Source organism: Salinimonas lutimaris (assembly GCF_005222225.1).
Taxonomy (GTDB): Bacteria; Pseudomonadota; Gammaproteobacteria; order Enterobacterales; family Alteromonadaceae; genus Alteromonas; species Alteromonas lutimaris.
This window is the reverse complement of record NZ_CP036536.1, coordinates 3,235,059-3,256,211: the sequence shown is the minus strand read 5'-3', so window position 1 is coordinate 3,256,211 and position 21,153 is coordinate 3,235,059. Positions and strand designations below refer to the sequence as shown.

The following is a 21,153-nucleotide window of genomic DNA, read 5'->3' as shown; positions in this document are numbered from 1 at the left end:
TTTAACCGGTTTTCAACAGGATTTGTGCCACTGCAGCGTGTCGCTGCTCATCTAACGCCGTTTTTATCTGCGGACCTCTGGCGCCGCCGGCAATAATTTTCTGTACATCAATATTGCGCGCAGCCTCAAGAGCGCCGAGGATCTGAGTCTGCGGCCAGCTGGTTTGCTCAACCTGATTTTTTATGTCAACGACCTCGAGCAGCTGGGCAAACCGCTTAGGCTTACGCCAGGCATCGGTACGGTTAAATATTTCAAGCAGCTCATCGGCCCCGGGCCGCCCGGAAAGCGAATGGGCAAACCGGCTGGCAAACACTGCCAAATCGGTCACTGAATTCGGGCATTTTAAACGTTGGCATAATGCCTGTGTATCGTCAGCGCTTAACCCGCAAAGCAGGCTGGCCATGCGAACCTCCAGCGAGACACTGCTGGCAGCGGCCTGTTTTAGCCTGGCCAGGTGTTCGGGCAATCCGGTGATCAGCTCGCAAAACCAGCCGGACAGACCGCCAGCTTCTTTAAGTGCCGTGAAATACACATCCGGATCCGATTGCATCACGGCCCGGCGGGTTTCCATCCAGACCCGTTCGGCGGTCAGCTCTTTCAGCATGCCGGTACGTGCCATCTGTTGCATAAGTGTCTGAGTCTCGGGGGCAACCCGAAACCCCAGATAATGATAGCGTGAGGCAAACCGGGCCACTCTGAATATCCGCAACGGGTCTTCACTAAAAGCCGGAGAGACATGGCGTAATACCCGGTTGGTTAGATCCTGCTGTCCGTGGTACGGGTCTACCAGAGTGCCATCCTGTGCTCGGGCCATGGCGTTGATGGTCAGATCCCGGCGCTGTAAGTCTTCTTCCAGCGTCACCGACGGACTGGCGTCACAGTCAAAGCCGGTATAGCCGCTGCCGGTTTTGCGTTCCAGCCGGGCCAGCGCATATTCGTCACGGGTGTGGGGATGCAGAAATACCGGAAAGTCCTTGCCCACCTGAGTATACCCCTGCTCAAGCAACATGGACGGGGTCGCCCCGGTGACCACCCAGTCTTTTTCCGTAACCTTACGTCCCAGCAGTTCATCTCTGACTGCGCCGCCTACCAGATAAATTTTCATACCTCTCCACCATTGGTTGTAACCCGCCCATTATGCCGTAACACAATAAAAAATGTGCGAAATCTGCGGTCAGGTTTTGACATCTAACCACCAACTGGTAGTTTAACTTTCGTTTGTCATTTTCAGTTAAGACGTTGCATGTATCTGAATTATTTCGGGCTGAGCGATAATCCGTTCTCAATTGCCCCGAACCCTGACTATTTATATATGAGTCCCAGGCATAAAGAAGCGCTGGCGCACCTGACTTTTGGTCTGCGCGAAAGTGGCGGTTTTGTGATGCTTACCGGTGAGGTGGGAACCGGCAAAACCACGGTGTCGAGAAAGCTCTTGCAGCAGCTGCCAGACAACACTCAGGTTGCCATGATTCTTAATCCGACCCTGTCAGCGCTGGAGCTGCTGGCAACGGTGTGTGATGAGCTGGGCATTGCGTATACGCCGGATAAAGCCAGCCTGAAATACTTCACTGATAGGATCCTTGCCAAGCTGGCTGATAATCATCAGGCCGGTATCAACACCGTATTGATGGTAGATGAGGCCCAGCACTTGATGCCAGAGGTGCTCGAACAGCTGCGCTTACTGACTAACCTGGAGACCAACCGGGAAAAACTGCTCAAAGTTGTGCTGATTGGTCAGCCCGAGCTGCAACAGCTGCTAAAACGCAATGAGCTGCGCCAGCTGGCTCAGCGAATTACTGCCCGTTACCACTTACTGCCCCTTACCGCACCGGAGGTCAGCGCCTACATTGCTCACCGTCTGAGTGTGGCAAACGGTGACATATCGGTATTCAGTCAAGCTACATTACGGGCGGTGCACAGAATTACCGGCGGTATTCCCCGGGTTATTAATTTACTGTGCGACCGGGCCCTGACACTCTCGTTTACCAAGCAGCATGCAGTGGTCAAAAAGCGGATTTTTCTGGCCGCCGCAGAGCAGATTCTGGGTGAAGATATTGTGACCCAGCGTTTGCAGGGCAACCGCAAGTGGTGGCTGACCCTGACCTTTATTCTGGCCGTCGCAGCAGGATTTGTAGCCGGGAGGTGGTATGTCTGAGCGCATTAGTATTGATGCACTGGTTCCGGGCATGGTGATTGTGCAGGTGACCCGGCAGAATGGCCCGGTAAAAATACGTAAATCCGGCCTGGTCAGCAGTACTGCCATGGTTCAGGGGTTAGCAGAGATGGGCGTTCAGGAAGTCGAAATTGACCCGGAACAAACTGTGGAGCTGGAGCCGCAGGTACAGCATCGCACGCAAACCCAGCAATTGTTGCGCGGCGCCCACGATAAAACTGCCGGACTGGATACTCAGTTGTCCGAACAGTTCAACCGTAGTTTATTTTTGCCCACTGTGCAGGGGCTACCCTCGGCCGGAAAAATGTTTGTGCGCAGCGTCACTGCGTATCTGGTTATTGCACTGGCTGGCGCCGGTATTGGCTTTGCTGCCGGTACAGCCGGTAACTGGTGGCCGGGATTATGGTCATCCGGGGCAGGAAGTAGTGCGCAGACTGCTGCACCAGCTGAGGACAAAACAGAGCGACAACCCAAGCCATCAGTACCCGATAGCAAAAAGCCGGTGGAAGCAGCCAACATAAGCCCGGCGCCGCAGTCACCAACGCCACCGGCCAGCGAGGCGCCTGCAGCCGATAATGCGCTGCCAGCGAGTAACACGCCGTCTGATGCGAACGATAGTTCGCCATCTGATGTAGAGGGGAGGGCGCCGGAACCTGCCTCAAATACCGCGAAGGCGAATACCGCGGGCAGTCAAAGTACCGCTGCACAACCGGCTGATGAGTATGAAGGCAAAGTGCTTAATGCCCCGCAACAAGCCGCCGACGGGCAGGTGCCACAGGCGTTGCTGGAACGATTTAATCAGGCGCTTGAAGAGCTGGATAACCAGACCCCGGCAGAGCGTCGTCAGGCGCAGCCTAAGGTATCAGTGAGTAACGATATTCAGCGGATTGATCAGTTGCCGGTACGCTTGCTGACCCGGCTGCCAACGATGAAGTTCAGTGCCCATATGTATGCCTCGTCGCCCTCTGAGCGGTGGGTCAGGGTGAACGGCAAACAGTTAACCGAAGGCGACTGGATTGATGATAAAGTGCGTATTATCAATATTGAAGGCCAGCGGGTTGTACTGGAATTTGAAGATGAGACGTTCTATATGCGCGCGCTGACCGACTGGTAAGCGCTTGCAGTGCCCGGTTAGCCAGGCATCTGATGGATAAAAATATCTTTAAAAAACTTGGGCAGGTTCAGGCCAAAATCATCCGGCCGCACGCTTTTGACGATGTCATCCTCAGCATGGGCTAAATCGATGCGTTTGATTTCGCTGTAGTTGTTGCTGTTCAAACTGTAAAAGCTCATGACCACGGGCTTGAGCATATCTTCCTCGTTGGTACGCGCCACAATAGCCAGTCTGCCACTTTTAAGCTGCACCAGCGAGCCGACCGGGTGCACGCCAATACAGCGAACAAACTGACGCACCAGATTCTGGTCCAGCCCGGAGTCCTGAACCAGTCGTTTGAGCGCCACCGCCGGCGCTACTGCCAGCTGATGCGAACGCTCAGAAATCATCGCATCGTAAGTGTCGATAATGGCAGCCATTCTGGCAAAAACCGTAATGTTCTCGCCACTGAGACCCGTCGGGTAGCCACTGCCATCAACCCGCTCGTGATGCTCACTGATGATCATCTTTACCGGCTCTTCCAGTGTTTTAAACGGCGCGATCATCTCCATGCCCTGTTCCACATGGGAGCGGATAATCTGCCAGTCGTTGTCGGTGAGCTGAGTACTGCGATTGCGCAGTTCTGCCGGCACCCGGGCCATACCGATATCCATTAGCAGACTCCCGGTACATAATACATTGGTGGTGGCGCGGTCGTAGCCTAACTGATTGGCAAAAATAGCCATCAACACACTGCAGTTAATGGAATGCTCAAGCATATACCTATCAGCATTCTTGATCATGGTCAGGCAGGCCATGGCGTCGCGATTGTGAAAAACCGAGTCAATAATACCGTTGGACAGATCCTCCACCACATCCAGATTTTGTGCAGTCTGGTTCTTTAGCGCATCAATGAGATCTTTTTGCATGGCAACCGCGGTTTCGAACAAGGCGGCAGCACTGGCCAGCGCATCTTTTTCAGACGCGGCAGCAGGGGGAATTGCTGGCAGGGAGGAGGGTTTGTTGGCCGGAGCCAGAATACTCTTGGTTAAATCGATTTCAATGCGCTGAATGCCCTTGTGCCTGAGCTGTTCAATCACCCGGCCGGTTTTCACCAACCCACCGCTACGTACTTTGATATTACCGGTTTGCTCCAGAACCTGGCTGACAAACATGCCGGGCTGAAGTTCATCGATAGAGATCTGTTTTAGCATACTGGCTCCATATTGACGCTAATAGACAGGCACAAAAAAAGCGATGACAGAATACTGCCACCGCTTTTTATTATAGAGCGATTTTACAGCCAGGCTGGCTGGTTTTTTTCAAAATTTTCAATTTTTGCATTGAGCTCAAGAGTTTGACCGATTGCATCAAGCCCTTTAAGCAGGTTGTGCTTATGGTGTTCGGCAATATCAAATGACCAGCTGCTGTCACCGGCGCTTACCGTCTGGGTGGGTAAATCCACTGTGATCCGGGTGGCCGGATCGGCATGGACCAGGGCAAACAGTTCATCCATCTGAGCGCTACCCAGAGCAACCGGTAACAACTGGTTGTTGATGCAGTTTCCGTAAAAAATATCGGCAAAGCTGGTGGCAATGACAACCTTAAAACCGAAGTCATCCAGTGCCCAGGGCGCATGTTCGCGGCTTGAACCACAGCCAAAATTTTCCCGCGACAGCAGAATACTGGCACCCTGATGCTGCGGTTTATTCATTGCAAATTCCGGATTCAGTTCCTGCTCGTGAAGATCCAGATAACGCCAGTCATGGAACAGATGTTTACCGTATCCGGCGCGGGTAACCCCGGTCAGAAACTGTTTTGGAATGATCTGATCGGTATCCACATTGGCCTGATCTAACGGACAGGCGATGCCGGTGTGCTCTGTAAAGCCTTGTGTTGTGCTCATTACTTACTCCTGAAAGTCTCTGACATCGGCAAAACAGCCGCGCAACGCAGCAGCAGCGGCCATGGCCGGGCTGACCAGGTGAGTGCGGGCCCCGCGGCCCTGACGACCTTCAAAATTACGGTTACTGGTGGATGCGCAACGATCATTGGCCTGCAGGATGTCATCATTCATACCCAGGCACATAGAGCAGCCCGGTAAACGCCATTCAAAGCCGGCATCAGTAAAGATTTTATCCAGCCCTTCTTCTTCAGCCAGACGCTTCACTGCACCAGAGCCCGGTACCACTATTGCAGTGACATGACTGGCGACCTGACCGGTTCTGGCAATATGCGCAGCGGCGCGCAAATCTTCAATCCGGCCATTGGTGCAAGAGCCGATAAAAACATGATTGACTTCAATATCAGCCAGTTTGTCGCCGGCATTCAGACCCATGTATGCCAGTGCTTTGCGGGCACTTTCCCGTTCCACGGCGTCACTGAAATCTTCAGGCGCAGGCACCGGTGTATTAACCCCGATAACCTGACCCGGGTTAGTTCCCCAGGTAACCTGCGGGGTAATATCAGCTGCGTTTAACTCAACCACAGTATCGAATGTGGCGTCAGCATCGCTGTAAAGGGTCTGCCAGTATTCTACCGCAGCATCCCAGCTGTCAGCCGGGGCATACTCACGGCCTTTAAGGTAGGCAAATGTCGTCTCATCGGGCGCGACCATGCCAGCTTTGGCACCGGCTTCAATGCTCATGTTACAGATCGTCATGCGCTCTTCCATGCTTAAGGCACGGATGGCATCACCGGCATACTCAATAACATGACCGGTGGCCCCGGCATGACCAATCTCGCCGATAATGGCCAGGATAATGTCTTTGGCAGTAATGCCAACAGGCAGTGTACCATTGACATTAATCAGCATACTTTTGGCTTTGCTTTGTTTAAGCGTCTGGGTAGCCAGTACGTGCTCGACCTGCGAGGTACCAATACCAAAGGCCAGCGCGCCGAAAGCGCCGTGGGTCGCCGTGTGCGAGTCGCCACAAACCACTGTCATGCCCGGCTGAATCAGGCCCAGCTCAGGGCCCATTACATGCACAATGCCCTGTTTCTGGTGGCCCACCGGAAACAGACGCACACCGTGTTCTTCACAGTTGTTGGCCAGGGTTTGTAACTGCAGCGCATTTTGAGGGCCGCAGGCGTCCAGCGCCAGAGAGCGGGTTGAGATACTGTGATCCATGGTTGCCACCGTCCGGTCCGGACGGCGCACCTTGCGGCCTTTTTCATTCAGACCGGCAAATGCTTGTGGTGAGGTGACTTCATGAATCAGGTGACGGTCGATGTACAGCAAGCTGTCACCATCAATGGTTTCAACCGTGTGTGCATCAAAAACTTTATCGTATAAGGTCTTGGCCATGGTGGTGTATTACTCCTGATTCAAAATATGACGGGCGATTTCATCGCCAACCCGCGCGGTGCTGGCGGCATTCGCCTGTTGGTCAGACGGCAGCAGCTCACCGGTCAGTACGCCGCCTTCCAGTGTTTTAACAACCGCCTGCTCAATGGCATCAGCGGCCTCGCCCAGATTCAGGCTGAAACGCAGCATCATTGCAGCAGACATAATTTGAGCGATTGGATTGGCAATGCTTTTACCGGCAATATCCGGTGCTGATCCACCCGCTGGTTCATACAGACCAAACCCCTGTTCGTTCATGCTGGCAGAGGGCAGCAAGCCCATCGATCCTGTCATCATGGCGCATTCGTCAGAGATAATGTCGCCAAACAGGTTTGAACATAACATTACATCGAACTGCGCCGGGTTTTTCATGACCTGCATGGTCGCGTTATCAATATAGATGTGTTCCAGTTCCACATCCGGATAGTCTTTAGCAACCTCTTCGGTTACTTCACGCCACAGACGACTGGTGACCAGAACATTGGCTTTATCTACCGAGGTGACCTTACCTTTGCGCTTTTGCGCCGCATCAAAGGCAGCCACCGCAATACGACGGATTTCTCGTTTGCTGTAGCGCATGGTGTCAAAGGCGAATTCTTCCTCACCGTCACCTTCACGGCCCTTCGGCTGACCAAAATAAATACCGCTGGTCAGCTCGCGTACGACTAATACATCTACGCCGCTGGCGGCAATATCAGCCCGCAGCGGAGAAAGCTGTTCCAGACCCGGATAAATGCGGGCTGGGCGCAGGTTACTGAATAAGTCGAAGTGGCTGCGCAGGGTTAGCAGCGCAGCACGTTCCGGGCGCTGCTCCAGGGGCAGGGTGTCCCATTTCGGGCCACCAATAGAGCCAAACAAGATCGCATCGGCTGCCTCACAGCCCTGAAGTGTTTTGGCAGGCAGTGCTTCGCCTTCGGTGTCGATGGCGTACCCGCCCACCGGATAGGCTGTGCGGTTAAAGCTGACCGCAAAGCGCTGTTCGATAGCATCCAGTACCTTACTGGCTTCCTGCATCACTTCCGGGCCAATACCGTCACCGGCCAGCACGGCAATATTGAACTGGTTCATTTATACTCCTGCTACACGTTCTTGTTGAATTTTTTGCTGGTCAATCTGATCAGCTATATGGGTATTATTCAGTACATAAATCAGGGCGTTCACACCGGCTTCGACGATATCGGTAGCCAGCCCCAGCCCGTGAAAGCGGCGCCCTTTGTATTCGGCAATCACACTGACCTGAGCCAGCGCATCTGCGCCTTCCCCTTTTGAGTCCAGCTTGAAGTCCACCACTTCCACATCCTGATGCCCAAGAATCTGCATGATAGCTTCATAGGCAGCATCAACCGGGCCGTTACCCGTAGAGGTGCGGGTGACTTCCTCATCACCGACCTGCAATTTTACCGTGGCGCTGGGGATGATCTCGTGGCCACTGTTGGCCTGTAAATAGAGCAGTTTGAAATGCGCGGCTTCATGTTTTTGCTGATCGAAAAACAGCAGGGCTTCCAGGTCGTAGTCGTATACGGTGCCCTTAGTGTCAGCCAGCGCCAGAAATTGCTGGTAAACATCTTCCAGATTATAGTCTTCCAGGTTATAGCCCAGCTCGGTCAGACGGTGCTTGATGACATGGCGGCCAGAACGGGAAGTCAGATTCAGGTTATTTTTATTAATGCCCACACTTTCGGGGGTCATAATCTCATAGGTATTCTGCGCTTTTAAGACGCCGTCCTGGTGAATGCCCGAAGAATGACTGAATGCATTAGCGCCCACAATAGCTTTATTAGCCTGTACCGGCATATTACATAACTGTGAGACCAGCTTTGAGGTACGGGAGATTTCTTTAGACTGTATATTGGTTTCCAGACCCAGCATTTCCCGGCGGGTTTGCAGGATCATGGCAATTTCTTCTAACGAACTGTTACCAGCCCGCTCGCCAATACCATTAATCGTACATTCAACCTGACGGGCACCGTTTTCAATCGCGGCCAGCGAGTTGGCGGTAGCCAGTCCCAGATCATTGTGACAATGCACTGAAATAATCGCCTGGTCGATATTCGGCACCCGATTAAACAGGTTATTAATAATATCGCCAAATTCTGTAGGCGTGGTGTAACCTACCGTATCAGGAATATTCACGGTAGTGGCACCGGCTTTAATCGCCTGCTCAACCATACGGCAAAGATAATCGATATGGGTACGGCCGGCATCTTCACAGGAAAACTCGACATCATCGGTATACCGGCGGGCATGTTTTACCGCCGCTACTGCCATTTCAACAATTTCATCCTGGGATTTACGCAGTTTGGCATTCACATGTATTTCAGAGGTCGCCAGAAACGTGTGGATTCGGAATTGCTCGGCCACACCCAAAGCCTGCCCACAGGCATCAATGTCGCCTTTGACTGCACGGGACAGCCCACACACAGTGGAGTTCTTGATTTCGCGGGCAATCATTTGTACCGACTGAAAGTCGCCTGGCGAGGAGACCGGGAAACCGGCTTCAATGACATCTACGCCCAGACGTTCGAGAGCCAGCGCGATCTGGAGTTTTTCTTTGGCACTTAAGCTGGCGGGTAACGCCTGTTCACCATCCCGCAGGGTGGTATCAAAGATTTTTACCTGATTCGTCATGGCTTGGTCTCATTCATTGGTTAGTTAGCAAAAAAAAACCCGTGCAAAGCACGGGTTTTGTGAATCTTATTGCTGGATGCAATCTACCCGTGCAGTCTTGCTGCCATAAGGAGTAGAAGAGATAGTAGTGCGTGTTGCTGTAAAAACATAGCGCCTTTTTCTAATTGCATTCCAGTCTGTATGCCGACAATGTAACCAGCATTACCGGACAGGTCAACCTTTCTTTACAATACGGTTATGACAAATTGCTATAAGCCAGTTGCAACATGATGTAGATAATGGTTAGACCAGCCAGACTATGGCTCACGAATGTGACAACTAGCGGCCCGAAGGTTTGATCGGATAACGGAAATAGTGCCAGTCCAGCGCCGTGGCCAGCAATATCTCCCGCAGGCTGAGCGGCCGTGGCGGGGTTTTTCCTTTATGATTCCACTGATGTCCGCAACAGGCAGCGGTGACCAGCGCTTTGTTAGGCCGGCATAAACGACGTGCTGAATAGGGGCTGCTCATCGAGTTATGCGAAGTACCGTCATAATCAAACCAGCCAAATTTATTCACATGCAAGCGACCATTGTCGGCATCAATCCGGTCCACGGAGTCCAGTTCAATCGTTTGCTGATTGAGTTCACTGACCACTACACAGACCACCAGACCATAAGTCGCATATTGCTCAAACCATTTCTGGTTGTCCTGGGGCCGGTTTTTTTCCGCCGGACACTTGCCGGGTTGTTTGTCCTGCCAGCTGGCATTATGGCTGTCTACGGTGAGCGGCGAGTACTTGCCTGACATGTAATGCGCTGCGCGTTTTACATGATGGGGCAGGCCACGTAATTTTTGTTTGAGCCGGCTAGCATCCTGTAAAGAACCTGAGGCAATGACCGCCAGTTCGCGTTCGTACAGGGCAGTGCTGATTTCAGCAAATTGCGGGGGGGCAGTATCAAGCTTATGGCGCTCGATAAAAAAATTAGTTTGATTGGAATCCGAATCAGATGCCATAACGTCGTCAAAGGGTCTGAATAATACCCTAAACGTAACAGGAAGTTGGGCCGGTAGCTAGCTACCAGCCCCAAAAAGCCTTACTGGCCTTTGATTTCTGAGCGGCCTTTATAGGTCGCTGCATCGCCCAGTGCCTGCTCGATACGCAGTAGCTGGTTGTATTTGGCAACACGATCAGAACGGCACAGAGAGCCTGTCTTAATCTGACCGGCAGCAGTACCGACTGCCAGATCGGCAATCGTCGCGTCTTCTGTTTCACCAGAGCGGTGAGAGATAACCGCTGTAAAGCCGGCATCTTTTGCCATCTTGATGGCATTTAACGTCTCGGTCAGCGAGCCGATTTGGTTAAACTTGATCAGGATTGAGTTACCGATACCATTTTCGATACCACGGCTAAGGATCTTGGTGTTAGTCACAAACAGGTCGTCACCAACCAGCTGTACTTTGTCGCCAATCTTCTTAGTCAGGCTTTCCCAGCCGTCCCAGTCACTTTCGTCCAGACCATCTTCAATAGACACAATAGGATACTGGTTGCTCAGTTCAGCCAGGTAGTCACCAAAGCCTTCTGAGTCAAAGCTCTTGTCTTCGCCAGACAACACATATTTGCCGTCTTTGTAGAATTCAGATGCCGCACAGTCAAGCGCCAGTGTTACATCTTCGTTCATCTTGTAGCCGGCTTTTTCTACCGCTTCTACGATGACGGCCAGTGCCTCGGCATTCGAGCTCAGGTTTGGTGCAAAACCACCTTCGTCACCTACCGCTGTGTTCAGGCCTTTGGCAGACAGCACTTTTTTCAGGCTGTGGAAGATTTCTGCCCCCATACGCAGGGCTTCTTTAAAGCTTGGCGCGCCAACCGGCTGAACCATGAATTCCTGAATATCGACGTTATTGTCAGCATGCTCACCACCGTTGATGATGTTCATCATTGGTACAGGCATAGAATACTGCCCTGGTGTGCCGTTCAGATCTGCGATGTGCTCATATAGCGCAACGCCTTTTTCAATCGCAGCTGCTTTTGCTACCGCCAGAGAAACCGCCAGAATCGCATTTGCGCCCAGGGTTTCTTTGTTTTCAGTACCGTCAAGGTCCAGCATGATTTGATCGATGTCGCTTTGTGCCAGCGGATCCTTACCTTCCAGTGCAGGCGCAATAACATCATTTACCGCAGCAACAGCTTTAGATACACCTTTGCCTAAGTAGCGGGCTTTATCGCCGTCACGCAGTTCCAGCGCTTCACGGGAACCTGTTGATGCACCTGATGGTGCTGCTGCGCGACCCATTGCGCCGCTATCCAGATAGACATCTGCTTCTACGGTTGGGTTACCGCGTGAGTCCAGGATTTCGCGTCCAATAATGCGACTAATCTTCGCCATGTTTTTTCCTCAACGTTAAGTGGGGCAATCAACGGGAGAGAGGTTGCCCCTTTTCTAAGAAATTAATGATTTTCTTTCTGATACTTGCCGGCTGCCGCTACAAACCCGGTAAACAGTGGGTGTCCGTCACGCGGAGTTGATGTGAACTCCGGGTGGAACTGCCCGGCAACAAACCAGGGATGTTCAGGGATCTCTACCACTTCTACAAGGCGTTTGTCAGTGGACAAACCACTCACTTTCAGGCCCGCCTGCTCGATCTGATCACGCAGGTTGTTGTTCACTTCATAGCGATGGCGGTGACGCTCATAAATTTCGTCGTTGCCATACATGTCATGCACTTTTGTACCCGGAATCAGGTGACACAGCTGACTACCCAGACGCATAGTACCACCCAGGTCAGACCCTTCAGTACGAACTTCGGTGCTGCCATCTGCATCCAGCCATTCAGTGATCAGACCCACAACCGGATACGGCGTGTCCGGATCAAATTCTGTGCTGTTCGCATTTTCCATATGGGCAACATGTCGGGCGTACTCAATCAGTGCTACCTGCATACCCAGACAAATACCTAAATAAGGCACTTTGTTTTCACGGGCATAACGGGCAGCCATAATTTTGCCTTCAATACCGCGCTCACCAAATCCGCCTGGTACCAGAATCGCATCAAGCTGCTCCAGCATTTGCGTGCCTTTGCTCTCAATATCCTGCGAATCTATATGATGAATATTAACGGTCAGGCGGTTTTTCAAGCCAGCGTGCTTTAATGCTTCATTTACCGATTTGTAGGCGTCGGGCAGTTCTACATATTTACCCACCATACCGATGTTGACTTCGGCCGTCGGGTTAGACTCTGCGTACAGTACCTGTTCCCACTCGGTCAGATCAGCTTCTTTGCATTGCAGACCAAAACGGTCAACCACAAGCTGATCCATACCCTGCGCTTTCAGGGCCGCTGGGATACGATAAATACTGTCGACGTCTTTTAGTGAAATAACGGCTTTATCATTGACGTTGGTAAACAGCGCAATCTTGGAACGTTCTGTGGCTGGTAGCGCGCCTACTGAGCGGCATACCAGAATATCGGGCTGTATACCGATAGAACGCAGCTCTTTTACCGAGTGCTGGGTGGGCTTGGTTTTTACCTCGCCGGAGGCCGGCATATACGGCACCAGTGTCAGGTGCATATACATGGCGCGTTCACGGCCAATTTCGGTACCCAGCTGACGGATCGCTTCCAAAAACGGCTGAGACTCAATATCACCTACCGTGCCGCCGATCTCAACAATAGCCACGTCGTGGCCTTCAGCACCTTCGATCACCCGGCGCTTGATTTCGTTGGTAATATGCGGAATAACCTGAATGGTGGCGCCAAGATAATCACCACGACGCTCACGACGAAGCACCTCTTCATAAACCCGGCCGGTTGTGAAGTTGTTGCGTTTAGACATGCGAGTGCGGATAAAGCGCTCATAGTGACCCAAATCCAAGTCAGTTTCAGCACCGTCATCGGTGACAAAAACCTCACCGTGCTGGATGGGACTCATAGTGCCTGGATCAACGTTAATATACGGATCCAGCTTTAGCATTGTGACGGTAAGACCACGCGCTTCCAGGATTGCAGCCAGCGATGCAGCAGCAATACCTTTACCTAGCGATGATACAACACCACCTGTGACGAAAATATAGTTTGTCATGCGAAACCTAAGGCGTTGGATTTTATGGGTAATGTGTGTTTATGGAATTTGGATAAAAATTCTTAACACTTGGACGGCGCAATAGTATACCCAAGAACAGGCAGGCAAACAATCAGTTTGCCTGCCTGTTTGGGCCGCGCAGACGGTTTACTGGCTGATTTTTTTCAGTGAATACAGCAGGTCAAGGGCTTGTCTGGGGGTCAGATCGTCCGGATTGATTTTCTCCATAGCCAGTTCAAGCTCACTGACCGTGGGGGCAAAATCCAGCTGGGTCTGTGCCTGGTTACCAGCCGGGTTGTCGGTAGCACCCGAAACAGGCGCCGCTACGCTTTTCAGGTTTTCCAGCTCATGTAACTTGTGACGGGCAGCCTGAATAACACGCTTGGGCACCCCGGCCAGCATAGCTACCTGAAGTCCGTAGCTCTGACTGGCTGCGCCTTGCTCCACGCTGTGCATAAAACGGATGCTTTCGTCATGCTCAACCGCATCCAGGTGCACGTTAATCACTCCGTCGAGCTGCTCCGGCAGTTGCGTCAATTCAAAGTAATGCGTGGCAAATAGGGTATAGGCGTTAATTTTGCTGGCCAGAAAGTGGGCACAGGCCCAGGCCAGTGACAACCCATCATAGGTACTGGTGCCCCGGCCAATCTCATCCATCAGCACCAGTGAATGCTCAGTGGCGTTGTGCAGGATATTGGCGGTTTCGGTCATCTCCACCATGAACGTGGAGCGGCCGGAAGCCAGATCGTCAGAGGCGCCAATCCGGGTAAAGATCCGATCCACTTGGCCGATTCGGGCCTGCTCGGCAGGCACAAAGCTGCCAATATAGGCCATCAAAACAATCAGCGCGGTTTGCCGCATATACGTTGATTTACCGCCCATATTAGGACCGGTGATGATCAGCATACGCTGTTGTTCGGTCAGCGACAGCGGATTGGCAATGAAGGGGTCGTCCATCACACTTTCCACCACCGGATGGCGGCCCTGTTCGTAACTGATTTGCCGATCTAGAGTCAGGGTAGGGCGGTGCAGATCCAGTGCGACCGAGCGCTCGGCAAAACACTGGATTACATCGAGCTTGGCCAGCGCAGCGGCGGTTTCAATCAACTGAGTCAGATACGGGTGAAAGGCATCAAATAATTTTTCATACAGCTGCTTTTCCAGCGCCAGGGCACGACTTTGACTGGTCAGCACCTTGTCTTCGTGCTCTTTGAGTTCAGGCGTGATGTATCGCTCGGTATTTTTCAGTGTCTGTCGGCGGATGTAATCGGCTGGCGCCAGTTCGCTCTGGGCACGGCTGATTTCAATGAAAAAGCCGTGAACCCGGTTGTAACCGACTTTCAGCGTGCTGATGCCGGAGCGTTCACGCTCGCGCTGCTCCAGCGCATCCAGATAATCCGTCGCTCCCTGAGACAAGGCACGCAGTTCATCCAGCTCGCTGTTAAAACCGGCGGCAATCACGCCACCATCACGAATAACCACGGGCGGGTTGTCCACAATAGCCTGATTCAGTAATTCCTGCAGCTCCGGGTAAGTACCAATCTGCTGGCTCAGGGTATTGAGCAGGGCATTATTGAGCGGTGCCAGTGTGTCGTGCAGAGTCGGCAGGCTGTTAAATGCATTACGCAGACGGGCAAAGTCCCGGGGGCGGGCCGAGCGCAGCGCCAGCCGGGCCATCACCCGCTCTATATCGCCAATGCCTTTGAGCAGATCGTCAAGCGGCAGATCCGGCGCATCCATCAGGGTCTCAATAGCATCGTGTCGGCTGTTCAGTTCATGGCGGTCGGTGATCGGTGAGTGCAGGTAACGCTGCAGCATCCGACTGCCCATCGCCGTTGCGGTCGTGTCCATGATACTAAACAGGGTATGTTCATGGTTACCACTCATATTCTGGGTAATTTCCAGATTCCGCCGGGTGGCGGCATCAAGCTGAACCCGGGTTTCCTGTACATCCTGCTGAATGCTATTAATATGGGGCAGGGCTGAGCGCTGGGTGTCTTTAACATATTGCAGAACACAGCCTGCCGCACCCAGTCCGACGGTAAGATTTTCCACTCCGAAGCCCGCCAGTTCGCGGGTGCCAAATTGTTTATTAAGCTGCTCAACCGCGCTGTCCTGCTCAAACTCCCATTCGGGACGACGGCGAATACCTTTGCGACGCTCGATCAGGGCCAGGCTGTCAAAGCCTTCAGGGTAGAGCAACTCAGCCGGGTTAATCCGTTGTAATTCAGCCAGAAGCGCTTCATCACCACGGCATTCACTGACCAGAAAACGGCCACTGGTCACATCCAGTGTGGATAATCCATAAATTTCTCCCTGCATACAAATCGCTGCCAGTACGTTGTCCTGACGCTCTTCAAGCAGGGCTTCATCGGTCACGGTGCCGGGGGTCACAATACGCTGCACCTGACGCTCCACCGGACCTTTGCTGGTGGCCGGATCGCCGACCTGCTCACAAATAGCGACCGACTCGCCCATTTTGACCAGCCGGGCCAGATAACTTTCCACTGCATGAAAAGGGACACCGGCCATCGGAATAGGATCACCGCCGGACTTGCCCCGGGCGGTTAAGGAGATATCCAGTAACTGGGCGGCGCGTTTTGCATCATCATAAAACAGCTCGTAAAAATCGCCCATGCGGTAAAAAAGCAGGATATTGGGATGCTGCGCCTTAATGTTCAGATACTGGCGCATCATGGGAGTATGTTGTTCCAAAAGTGCCTCGATATTGTATTAACTTAACGTACCACGGATGTGCCGATGCCGATGAAATGGTACACTGCAAACAAAGAAAATAAGCTTTGTATTATTGATATGAGTCAGGGTTTTTCAACCATTAGTGTTGCGCCTGAAGCGCAGCGGATAATAGCACAGGTTGGGCGTTACTTAACGGCCAAAAATATGACTGTTTCATGCGCTGAGTCCTGTACCGGGGGCGGACTGGCCTTTGCGCTGACCTCGGTAGATGGCAGTTCGGCGTGGTTTAATCAGTCATTTGTTACTTACTCTAATCAGGCCAAAAGTTCCTTGCTGGGGGTCAGCGAGCAAACCCTGCAGGAATATGGGGCGGTCTCTGCGCAATGTGTGGCTGAAATGGCCCGGGGCACGGCGGCAAAATCGGGCGCAGACTGTGTGATCAGTATCAGTGGTATCGCCGGACCCAATGGCGGCTCGGCAGAAAAACCGGTGGGTACCGTATGGTTTGGCTTTGTTCTGGATAAGCGGGTGTACACAGTACATCAGCAATTCAGCGGCGACCGCGCAGCGGTGCGGGATCGCGCAGCTGCCTTTGCGCTCAGCTACCTGAACGACTGGCTAGTTGAAACCTTCGGTGAAGACTTGTAGCGTAAACAAAATTCATAAATAGCGCTTGAAACTGTATAATTGTACAGTATAAAATGCAGGCATTATTTGATTCGATTATAAGCGTGGTCAGCTGAGTCAGCTTAATATGAGCGGTGCGCTGGTAAACCATAGCTTCTCACTTCAAAGGAAGTATTTGTGGACGACAATAAATCAAAAGCTCTTACGGCCGCTGTCGGCCAGATAGAAAAGCAATTTGGTAAAGGCTCAATCATGCGTCTTGGTGACAACCAGGCGATGGATATTGAGTCTATCTCTACCGGCTCGCTAAGTATCGACATTGCGCTGGGTATAGGCGGTTTGCCATGTGGCCGGGTGGTAGAAATCTACGGTCCTGAGTCCTCGGGTAAAACCACGCTGACCTTACAGGTTATCGCTGAAGCCCAGAAAAAAGGTAAAACCTGTGCATTCGTGGATGCCGAGCATGCACTGGATCCAATTTATGCCCAAAAACTGGGTGTGAACATTGACGATCTGCTGGTATCTCAGCCAGACACGGGTGAGCAGGCACTGGAAATCTGCGACATGCTGGTGCGTTCAGGCGCGGTAGATGTTGTGATTGTGGACTCGGTAGCAGCACTGACGCCTAAAGCGGAGATCGAAGGCGAAATGGGTGACTCTCACGTTGGTTTGCAGGCACGTCTGATGTCTCAGGCACTGCGTAAACTGACCGGCAATATCAAGCGCACAAACACCCTGTGTATCTTCATTAACCAGATTCGTATGAAGATTGGTGTGATGTTTGGTAACCCTGAAACTACAACCGGTGGTAATGCGCTGAAATTCTACTCATCAGTACGTCTGGATATCCGTCGTATCGGTGCGGTAAAAGAAGGTGATGAGGTTGTTGGTAACGAAACCCGGGTCAAAGTGGTGAAAAACAAAGTAGCGCCGCCATTCAGACAAGCTGAATTTATGATTCGCTATGGCGAAGGAATCAGTAAAGAAGCTGAGCTGATTGATCTGGGTGTAAAACAGAAACTGGTGGATAAAGCCGGTGCCTGGTACAGCTATAACGGTGACAGAATTGGTCAGGGTAAAGCCAATGTCATTAACTTCTTAAAAGATAATCCTGAGATTGCTCAAGAGATTGAAGTTAAGATTCGCGAAGAACTGTTGTCTAAAACACCACGTGTTGAGCCAACCGAAGGCGAATCAGAAGAAACATTATAAGTATCCACAGAGCCCTATGTAACGCATAAAGTCGGCTCAAGGTAGTTTGCTTATTCAAAAGCCCGTTGCAGTGTGACTGTAACGGGCTTTTTTAATCGCCTTATTCTTGGGCTGTTCATCGAAAGACAGTGTTGCTACTGATGTCAGTCTATGCGCATGGCATCGCTGACAATACAGGGGGTGTATAAGCGGCTGACTTCCAGCGGGCGCAGTGAAATCACCCGAAACTGACGATGACCTTCCTGCTCGATGTGCTCCGAGATTTCAAGAAACTGTTCCATATAGGGCGATGTTGCAGTGAGTCTGATATAGGGCCATTGTGTGATTGTCCATTGCCCGGTGATGTTGGGCTCCCGGCGTTCACCATCCAAAGACTTACGTTTTAAAATAAAGCGCTGGTTGGCCTGTAAACTCAGCTTCGCTTTTTCATCACACCGATAAGCCTTATAGGTAGTAATCAGCTTTTGTTGTGTGATTTGTCGCAGGACAGGTGTATTGCTGTCAGGCAAATATAAATGCGCCTGATTGAGACCTGTTGATGGTGGTGCTGATTGTACGGTGAGTGACGGCCATCCGGCCTGCTGAATAGCTTGCACTAACGTGTGGTAATGAGACGCAGTGTCATCGGGTGCGATTAGCAGTACGGGCGGTTCAATATCAGGCGGTGCCCGTTCATCAGACATGTCAGAGGCAAAGTCATAGGTGCTGAGCAGGGAGACAATTCGCGCCTGTTGTTGTGTGTTTAATGTTTGCTTGTGCAATATCACTGAACGCTGCGCGCAGCCGGTTATTATTAGCAGTAATGTTACCCCTAACCAATATCGCATCACGTTATCCAAAAATGTAAAAAACAGATTATATCAGCTGATCCAGGCGCGCTGCACATTCTTCCCAGCCCTGAGGCGTTTTGCCTTGTAACACATAGGAATAGGCAATTAGTTCGGCGATCACATAATACAGGGATTCAGGAATCTCCTGCCCCAGGTCCAGGGTGGTGAGAATATCCGCCAGATAGGGATCTTCGTGTACCAGTACGCCAGCTTCGGTGGCCGCCGCAATGATCTCCTGCGCCAGATCGCCATGACCTTTGGCCACCACCTGCGGTGCTGACTTGTCACTGCCCTGGGCATATTTTAAGCCAATCGCCCGTTTTGAATTTTGGGAAGATGTGTCACTCATGCCAGTGTCTCAAAAAGATGGTAATTATGCTGGGCCAGGGTAGTCGGGATCTGTCCGCGCTGAACAGAACTGCCGGCCACTTCGAGTCCGTGCGCGGTTAACCGGCGCAACAAGTAGGGCAGGGTGTCGCGTATCGTATTCAGCAGACCGTCAGTAGAGGTGTATAGATTTAGCTCAATCGAAGGACCGCTGATTTTGGTCTTAGCCAGAATTTGCCCACTAGTACCGGCGTCCAGTTTCATGGTCAGATTCCAGATACGACTGCTGGTGTCGGCATTTTTATCATTTTCATGATGATGCTGATTATCTCGTTTAATCAGAACCTCGGTAGGCGATTGTCGGTGTGAGGCCACCGGCAACAAAAAGTACAGTTGCTCCTGCCCCTGTAATCTGGCCTCAGCATTGCCTAACCGGGCAGACTGCTGGTTAGCCAGCAATGTTTTTATCTGTTTAATGGTATCGTGCTGGGCATCCAGTGTAGCAAAATCCCGGGCAGTTCGGGCGGTGATCCGGGAGTCGGCAGAACCGGTTGAATCGCTCGATAATATACTACTGTTTTTGGCCAGTTCAGGGTGCTTAATTAGCGCCCGGCCAGCCAGCGTGATTTGTAACAGCGAGACCAGAGCGCCGACAAAAGTGTTCGCAGGAGCCGGTGAGGTGAGCATTGAAGGCGTCAGTAGCAGCTCCGGTCCCGTTAACAAAGATTTTAATTTATCAACGGACACGGCAGGTTGTGCCTGGGTCTCTTTTGCCGGGTCAGGCTCAGTGGAAAGCGCCATACCGGCGGTACTGGTTTGATGATTTAAAGCCGGAGTGGGCAGTAAGGCCAGTAAACGATTGCCCAGTTCACGTGCCTGTCCTGTGGTTTGTGGATGTTGGTGTGAGTCTGACAGCTGGTGCAGGGATGATAGCAAAGAGACCAGCGCTTTGTTGGTTGAGCCGGTATCTGCCAATAGCTGACGGGCCAGAGCCTGTATTTTTCCCTGAATAAGCTGGGCATACGGCTTTGAAAAATGCGCGGGGTCAGGCTGAGCGGATGAAGTGCTGCCGGACAGCTTTTGCTCACCGGGCAGCATTTCTCTGGCCTGCATCTTGGTGTTATCAGCGTTCGGTGTATCAGTGGGCAACGCCCCTGTCTTGCCCCCGGACATAGCCGCGGGCTTTGTTGTGCTCAGCGGCAATGTGAGCAGCGAGCGGCTTGCACTGTCGGGAGCCGGAACAGACGGTAAGCGGGCGGCTATCTCCGGCGAAAAAGTTAACCTGGCTAAGGGACGGGCCTGCTGTGTATGAATGTTCAGGTATTTACCATTTAATTCAATTCGGGCTGCGTGATGCTGAGTAACCTGATTCATCAGGCTGGCTGGCAGGGCCGGTTTAATCGCCTGCTGTATGTCGGTTGTCTGAGTGGCAATCTGCACACCGCCGGTAGCCAGTTGCTGCAAAAGCATGGCCTGTTTTACTGCCTGCTGGTCTGCCCGGGTGGGCAACGGTATGTTAAATGCCGAAGCCTGGTGCGCTTTATCCAAAGTCACTTGAACAGAACGACCGTTGTCCGCTATTTTGAGTGTGGCCGAAGATGGCAGAGAGTGCCCCTCGAGGGTTAACTGTGAAAGTAGAGTACCGGGCAGCGGTAATCGCAATGCTGCTGTAGGCGTTAGCGCCGACAGGCTGAGAATGTGGCCACTTAACCCGGAGACCTGCATAGAGACTGCGGGCAGCGCCTGCGCTGTGGTCTGACTGGCCAGACGGGCAGCAAGCTGGGCCTGGGCGGTGGTGGTCAGCGCCACGGTATGTTTAACCGGAAATAACTGAGACAGTAAGCCGGTGGACGGGCTGTCTTTGCCTATGAAACGGGTTCCGGTGAGCTCCGCTGTTGATGAAGGCGGAAGCTCAGTAGAATAAAGACGCCCCTGTTGACCCGCCAGTTTGAGGCTAAGATAAGCCTGTTGCAGGGTCACGCTGACCTGTAATCCGGCAGCAGAATCGGTCACCGGCAAACGCGCGGTCCCGTCCGGAATATGTCCGGCAAACTGGGATAACGGGTTAAGCTGGCTTATCTGAATAGGTATCGTCATACTGGTGTTATCGGCCGGGACGGTTCAGGTCTTAATAAGTATTGAAAAACATTAATTAAA

17 protein-coding genes are annotated in these 21,153 nt (G+C 52.2%); 4 read left to right on the top strand and 13 right to left on the bottom strand.

Annotation, left to right across the window (positions count from 1 at the left end):
* Position 1 precedes the first annotated feature (1 nt).
* Positions 2-1,105 (bottom strand): CCA tRNA nucleotidyltransferase, encoded by a 1,104-nt coding sequence (locus tag EZV72_RS14370; protein ID WP_137167875.1) that lies wholly within the window; start codon positions 1,103-1,105, stop codon positions 2-4.
* Positions 1,106-1,243: 138 nt separating this feature from the next.
* Here EZV72_RS14370 and EZV72_RS14365 point away from each other — a divergent pair, with 138 nt between their 5' ends.
* Both EZV72_RS14365 and EZV72_RS14360 read left to right on the top strand, forming a co-directional pair.
* Positions 1,244-2,155, top strand: a complete 912-nt coding sequence (locus EZV72_RS14365; RefSeq protein WP_137167874.1) for an ExeA family protein — start codon at positions 1,244-1,246, stop codon at positions 2,153-2,155.
* Entirely contained in the window at positions 2,148-3,287 is a 1,140-nt protein-coding gene (locus EZV72_RS14360) for a general secretion pathway protein GspB (RefSeq protein WP_137167873.1), read from the top strand. The genes EZV72_RS14365 and EZV72_RS14360 overlap by 8 nt, the downstream gene beginning before the upstream one ends.
* Before the next feature lie 17 nt (positions 3,288-3,304).
* On the opposite strand, the gene EZV72_RS14355 is transcribed toward EZV72_RS14360, so the two are convergent.
* The 9 genes from EZV72_RS14355 to mutS form a co-directional block, all read right to left on the bottom strand.
* Positions 3,305-4,480, bottom strand: coding sequence for an HD-GYP domain-containing protein (locus EZV72_RS14355; protein WP_137167872.1), 1,176 nt, complete (start codon positions 4,478-4,480; stop codon positions 3,305-3,307).
* 83 nt (positions 4,481-4,563) lie between these two features.
* Positions 4,564-5,172, bottom strand: coding sequence for a 3-isopropylmalate dehydratase small subunit (leuD, locus tag EZV72_RS14350; protein ID WP_137167871.1), 609 nt, complete (start codon positions 5,170-5,172; stop codon positions 4,564-4,566).
* Between the two features lie 3 nt (positions 5,173-5,175).
* A complete protein-coding gene (gene leuC / locus EZV72_RS14345) occupies positions 5,176-6,573 on the bottom strand; it encodes a 3-isopropylmalate dehydratase large subunit (protein WP_137167870.1) in 1,398 nt (465 codons plus the stop codon).
* Positions 6,574-6,582: 9 nt separating this feature from the next.
* Entirely contained in the window at positions 6,583-7,680 is a 1,098-nt protein-coding gene (gene leuB / locus EZV72_RS14340; protein WP_137167869.1) for a 3-isopropylmalate dehydrogenase, read from the bottom strand.
* Positions 7,681-9,240: a 2-isopropylmalate synthase gene (gene leuA, locus EZV72_RS14335; protein ID WP_137167868.1), complete on the bottom strand. Its 1,560-nt coding sequence runs from the start codon at positions 9,238-9,240 to the stop codon at positions 7,681-7,683.
* 318 nt (positions 9,241-9,558) lie between these two features.
* The gene (locus EZV72_RS14330) at positions 9,559-10,236 is read right to left on the bottom strand and encodes a hypothetical protein (protein WP_232364430.1); all 678 of its coding nucleotides are present in this window, start codon (positions 10,234-10,236) and stop codon (positions 9,559-9,561) included.
* An 80-nt stretch (positions 10,237-10,316) separates the two neighbouring features.
* Positions 10,317-11,609, bottom strand: coding sequence for a phosphopyruvate hydratase (gene eno / locus EZV72_RS14325; protein ID WP_137167867.1), 1,293 nt, complete (start codon positions 11,607-11,609; stop codon positions 10,317-10,319).
* Positions 11,610-11,671: 62 nt separating this feature from the next.
* A complete protein-coding gene (locus EZV72_RS14320; protein ID WP_137167866.1) occupies positions 11,672-13,303 on the bottom strand; it encodes a CTP synthase in 1,632 nt (543 codons plus the stop codon).
* 147 nt (positions 13,304-13,450) lie between these two features.
* Positions 13,451-16,000, bottom strand: a complete 2,550-nt coding sequence (mutS, locus tag EZV72_RS14315; protein ID WP_137168773.1) for a DNA mismatch repair protein MutS — start codon at positions 15,998-16,000, stop codon at positions 13,451-13,453.
* 117 nt (positions 16,001-16,117) lie between these two features.
* On the opposite strand from mutS, the gene EZV72_RS14310 reads away from it, so the two are divergent.
* Positions 16,118-16,648, top strand: a complete 531-nt coding sequence (locus tag EZV72_RS14310) for a CinA family protein (protein ID WP_137168772.1) — start codon at positions 16,118-16,120, stop codon at positions 16,646-16,648.
* 156 nt (positions 16,649-16,804) lie between these two features.
* Entirely contained in the window at positions 16,805-17,839 is a 1,035-nt protein-coding gene (gene recA / locus EZV72_RS14305) for a recombinase RecA (RefSeq protein WP_137167865.1), read from the top strand.
* 143 nt (positions 17,840-17,982) lie between these two features.
* Here the strand turns inward: recA and EZV72_RS14300 are convergent, their stop codons facing one another.
* The 3 genes from EZV72_RS14300 to EZV72_RS14290 are packed head-to-tail and all read right to left on the bottom strand — an operon-like array spanning position 17,983 to position 21,093.
* The gene (locus EZV72_RS14300) at positions 17,983-18,666 is read right to left on the bottom strand and encodes a hypothetical protein (protein ID WP_137167864.1); all 684 of its coding nucleotides are present in this window, start codon (positions 18,664-18,666) and stop codon (positions 17,983-17,985) included.
* 28 nt (positions 18,667-18,694) lie between these two features.
* Positions 18,695-19,018, bottom strand: a complete 324-nt coding sequence (locus EZV72_RS14295; RefSeq protein WP_137167863.1) for an EscU/YscU/HrcU family type III secretion system export apparatus switch protein — start codon at positions 19,016-19,018, stop codon at positions 18,695-18,697.
* Positions 19,015-21,093, bottom strand: coding sequence for a flagellar hook-length control protein FliK (locus EZV72_RS14290; protein ID WP_137167862.1), 2,079 nt, complete (start codon positions 21,091-21,093; stop codon positions 19,015-19,017). Before EZV72_RS14290 ends, EZV72_RS14295 begins: the two co-directional genes overlap by 4 nt.
* Between the last annotated feature and the right edge of the window lie 60 nt (positions 21,094-21,153).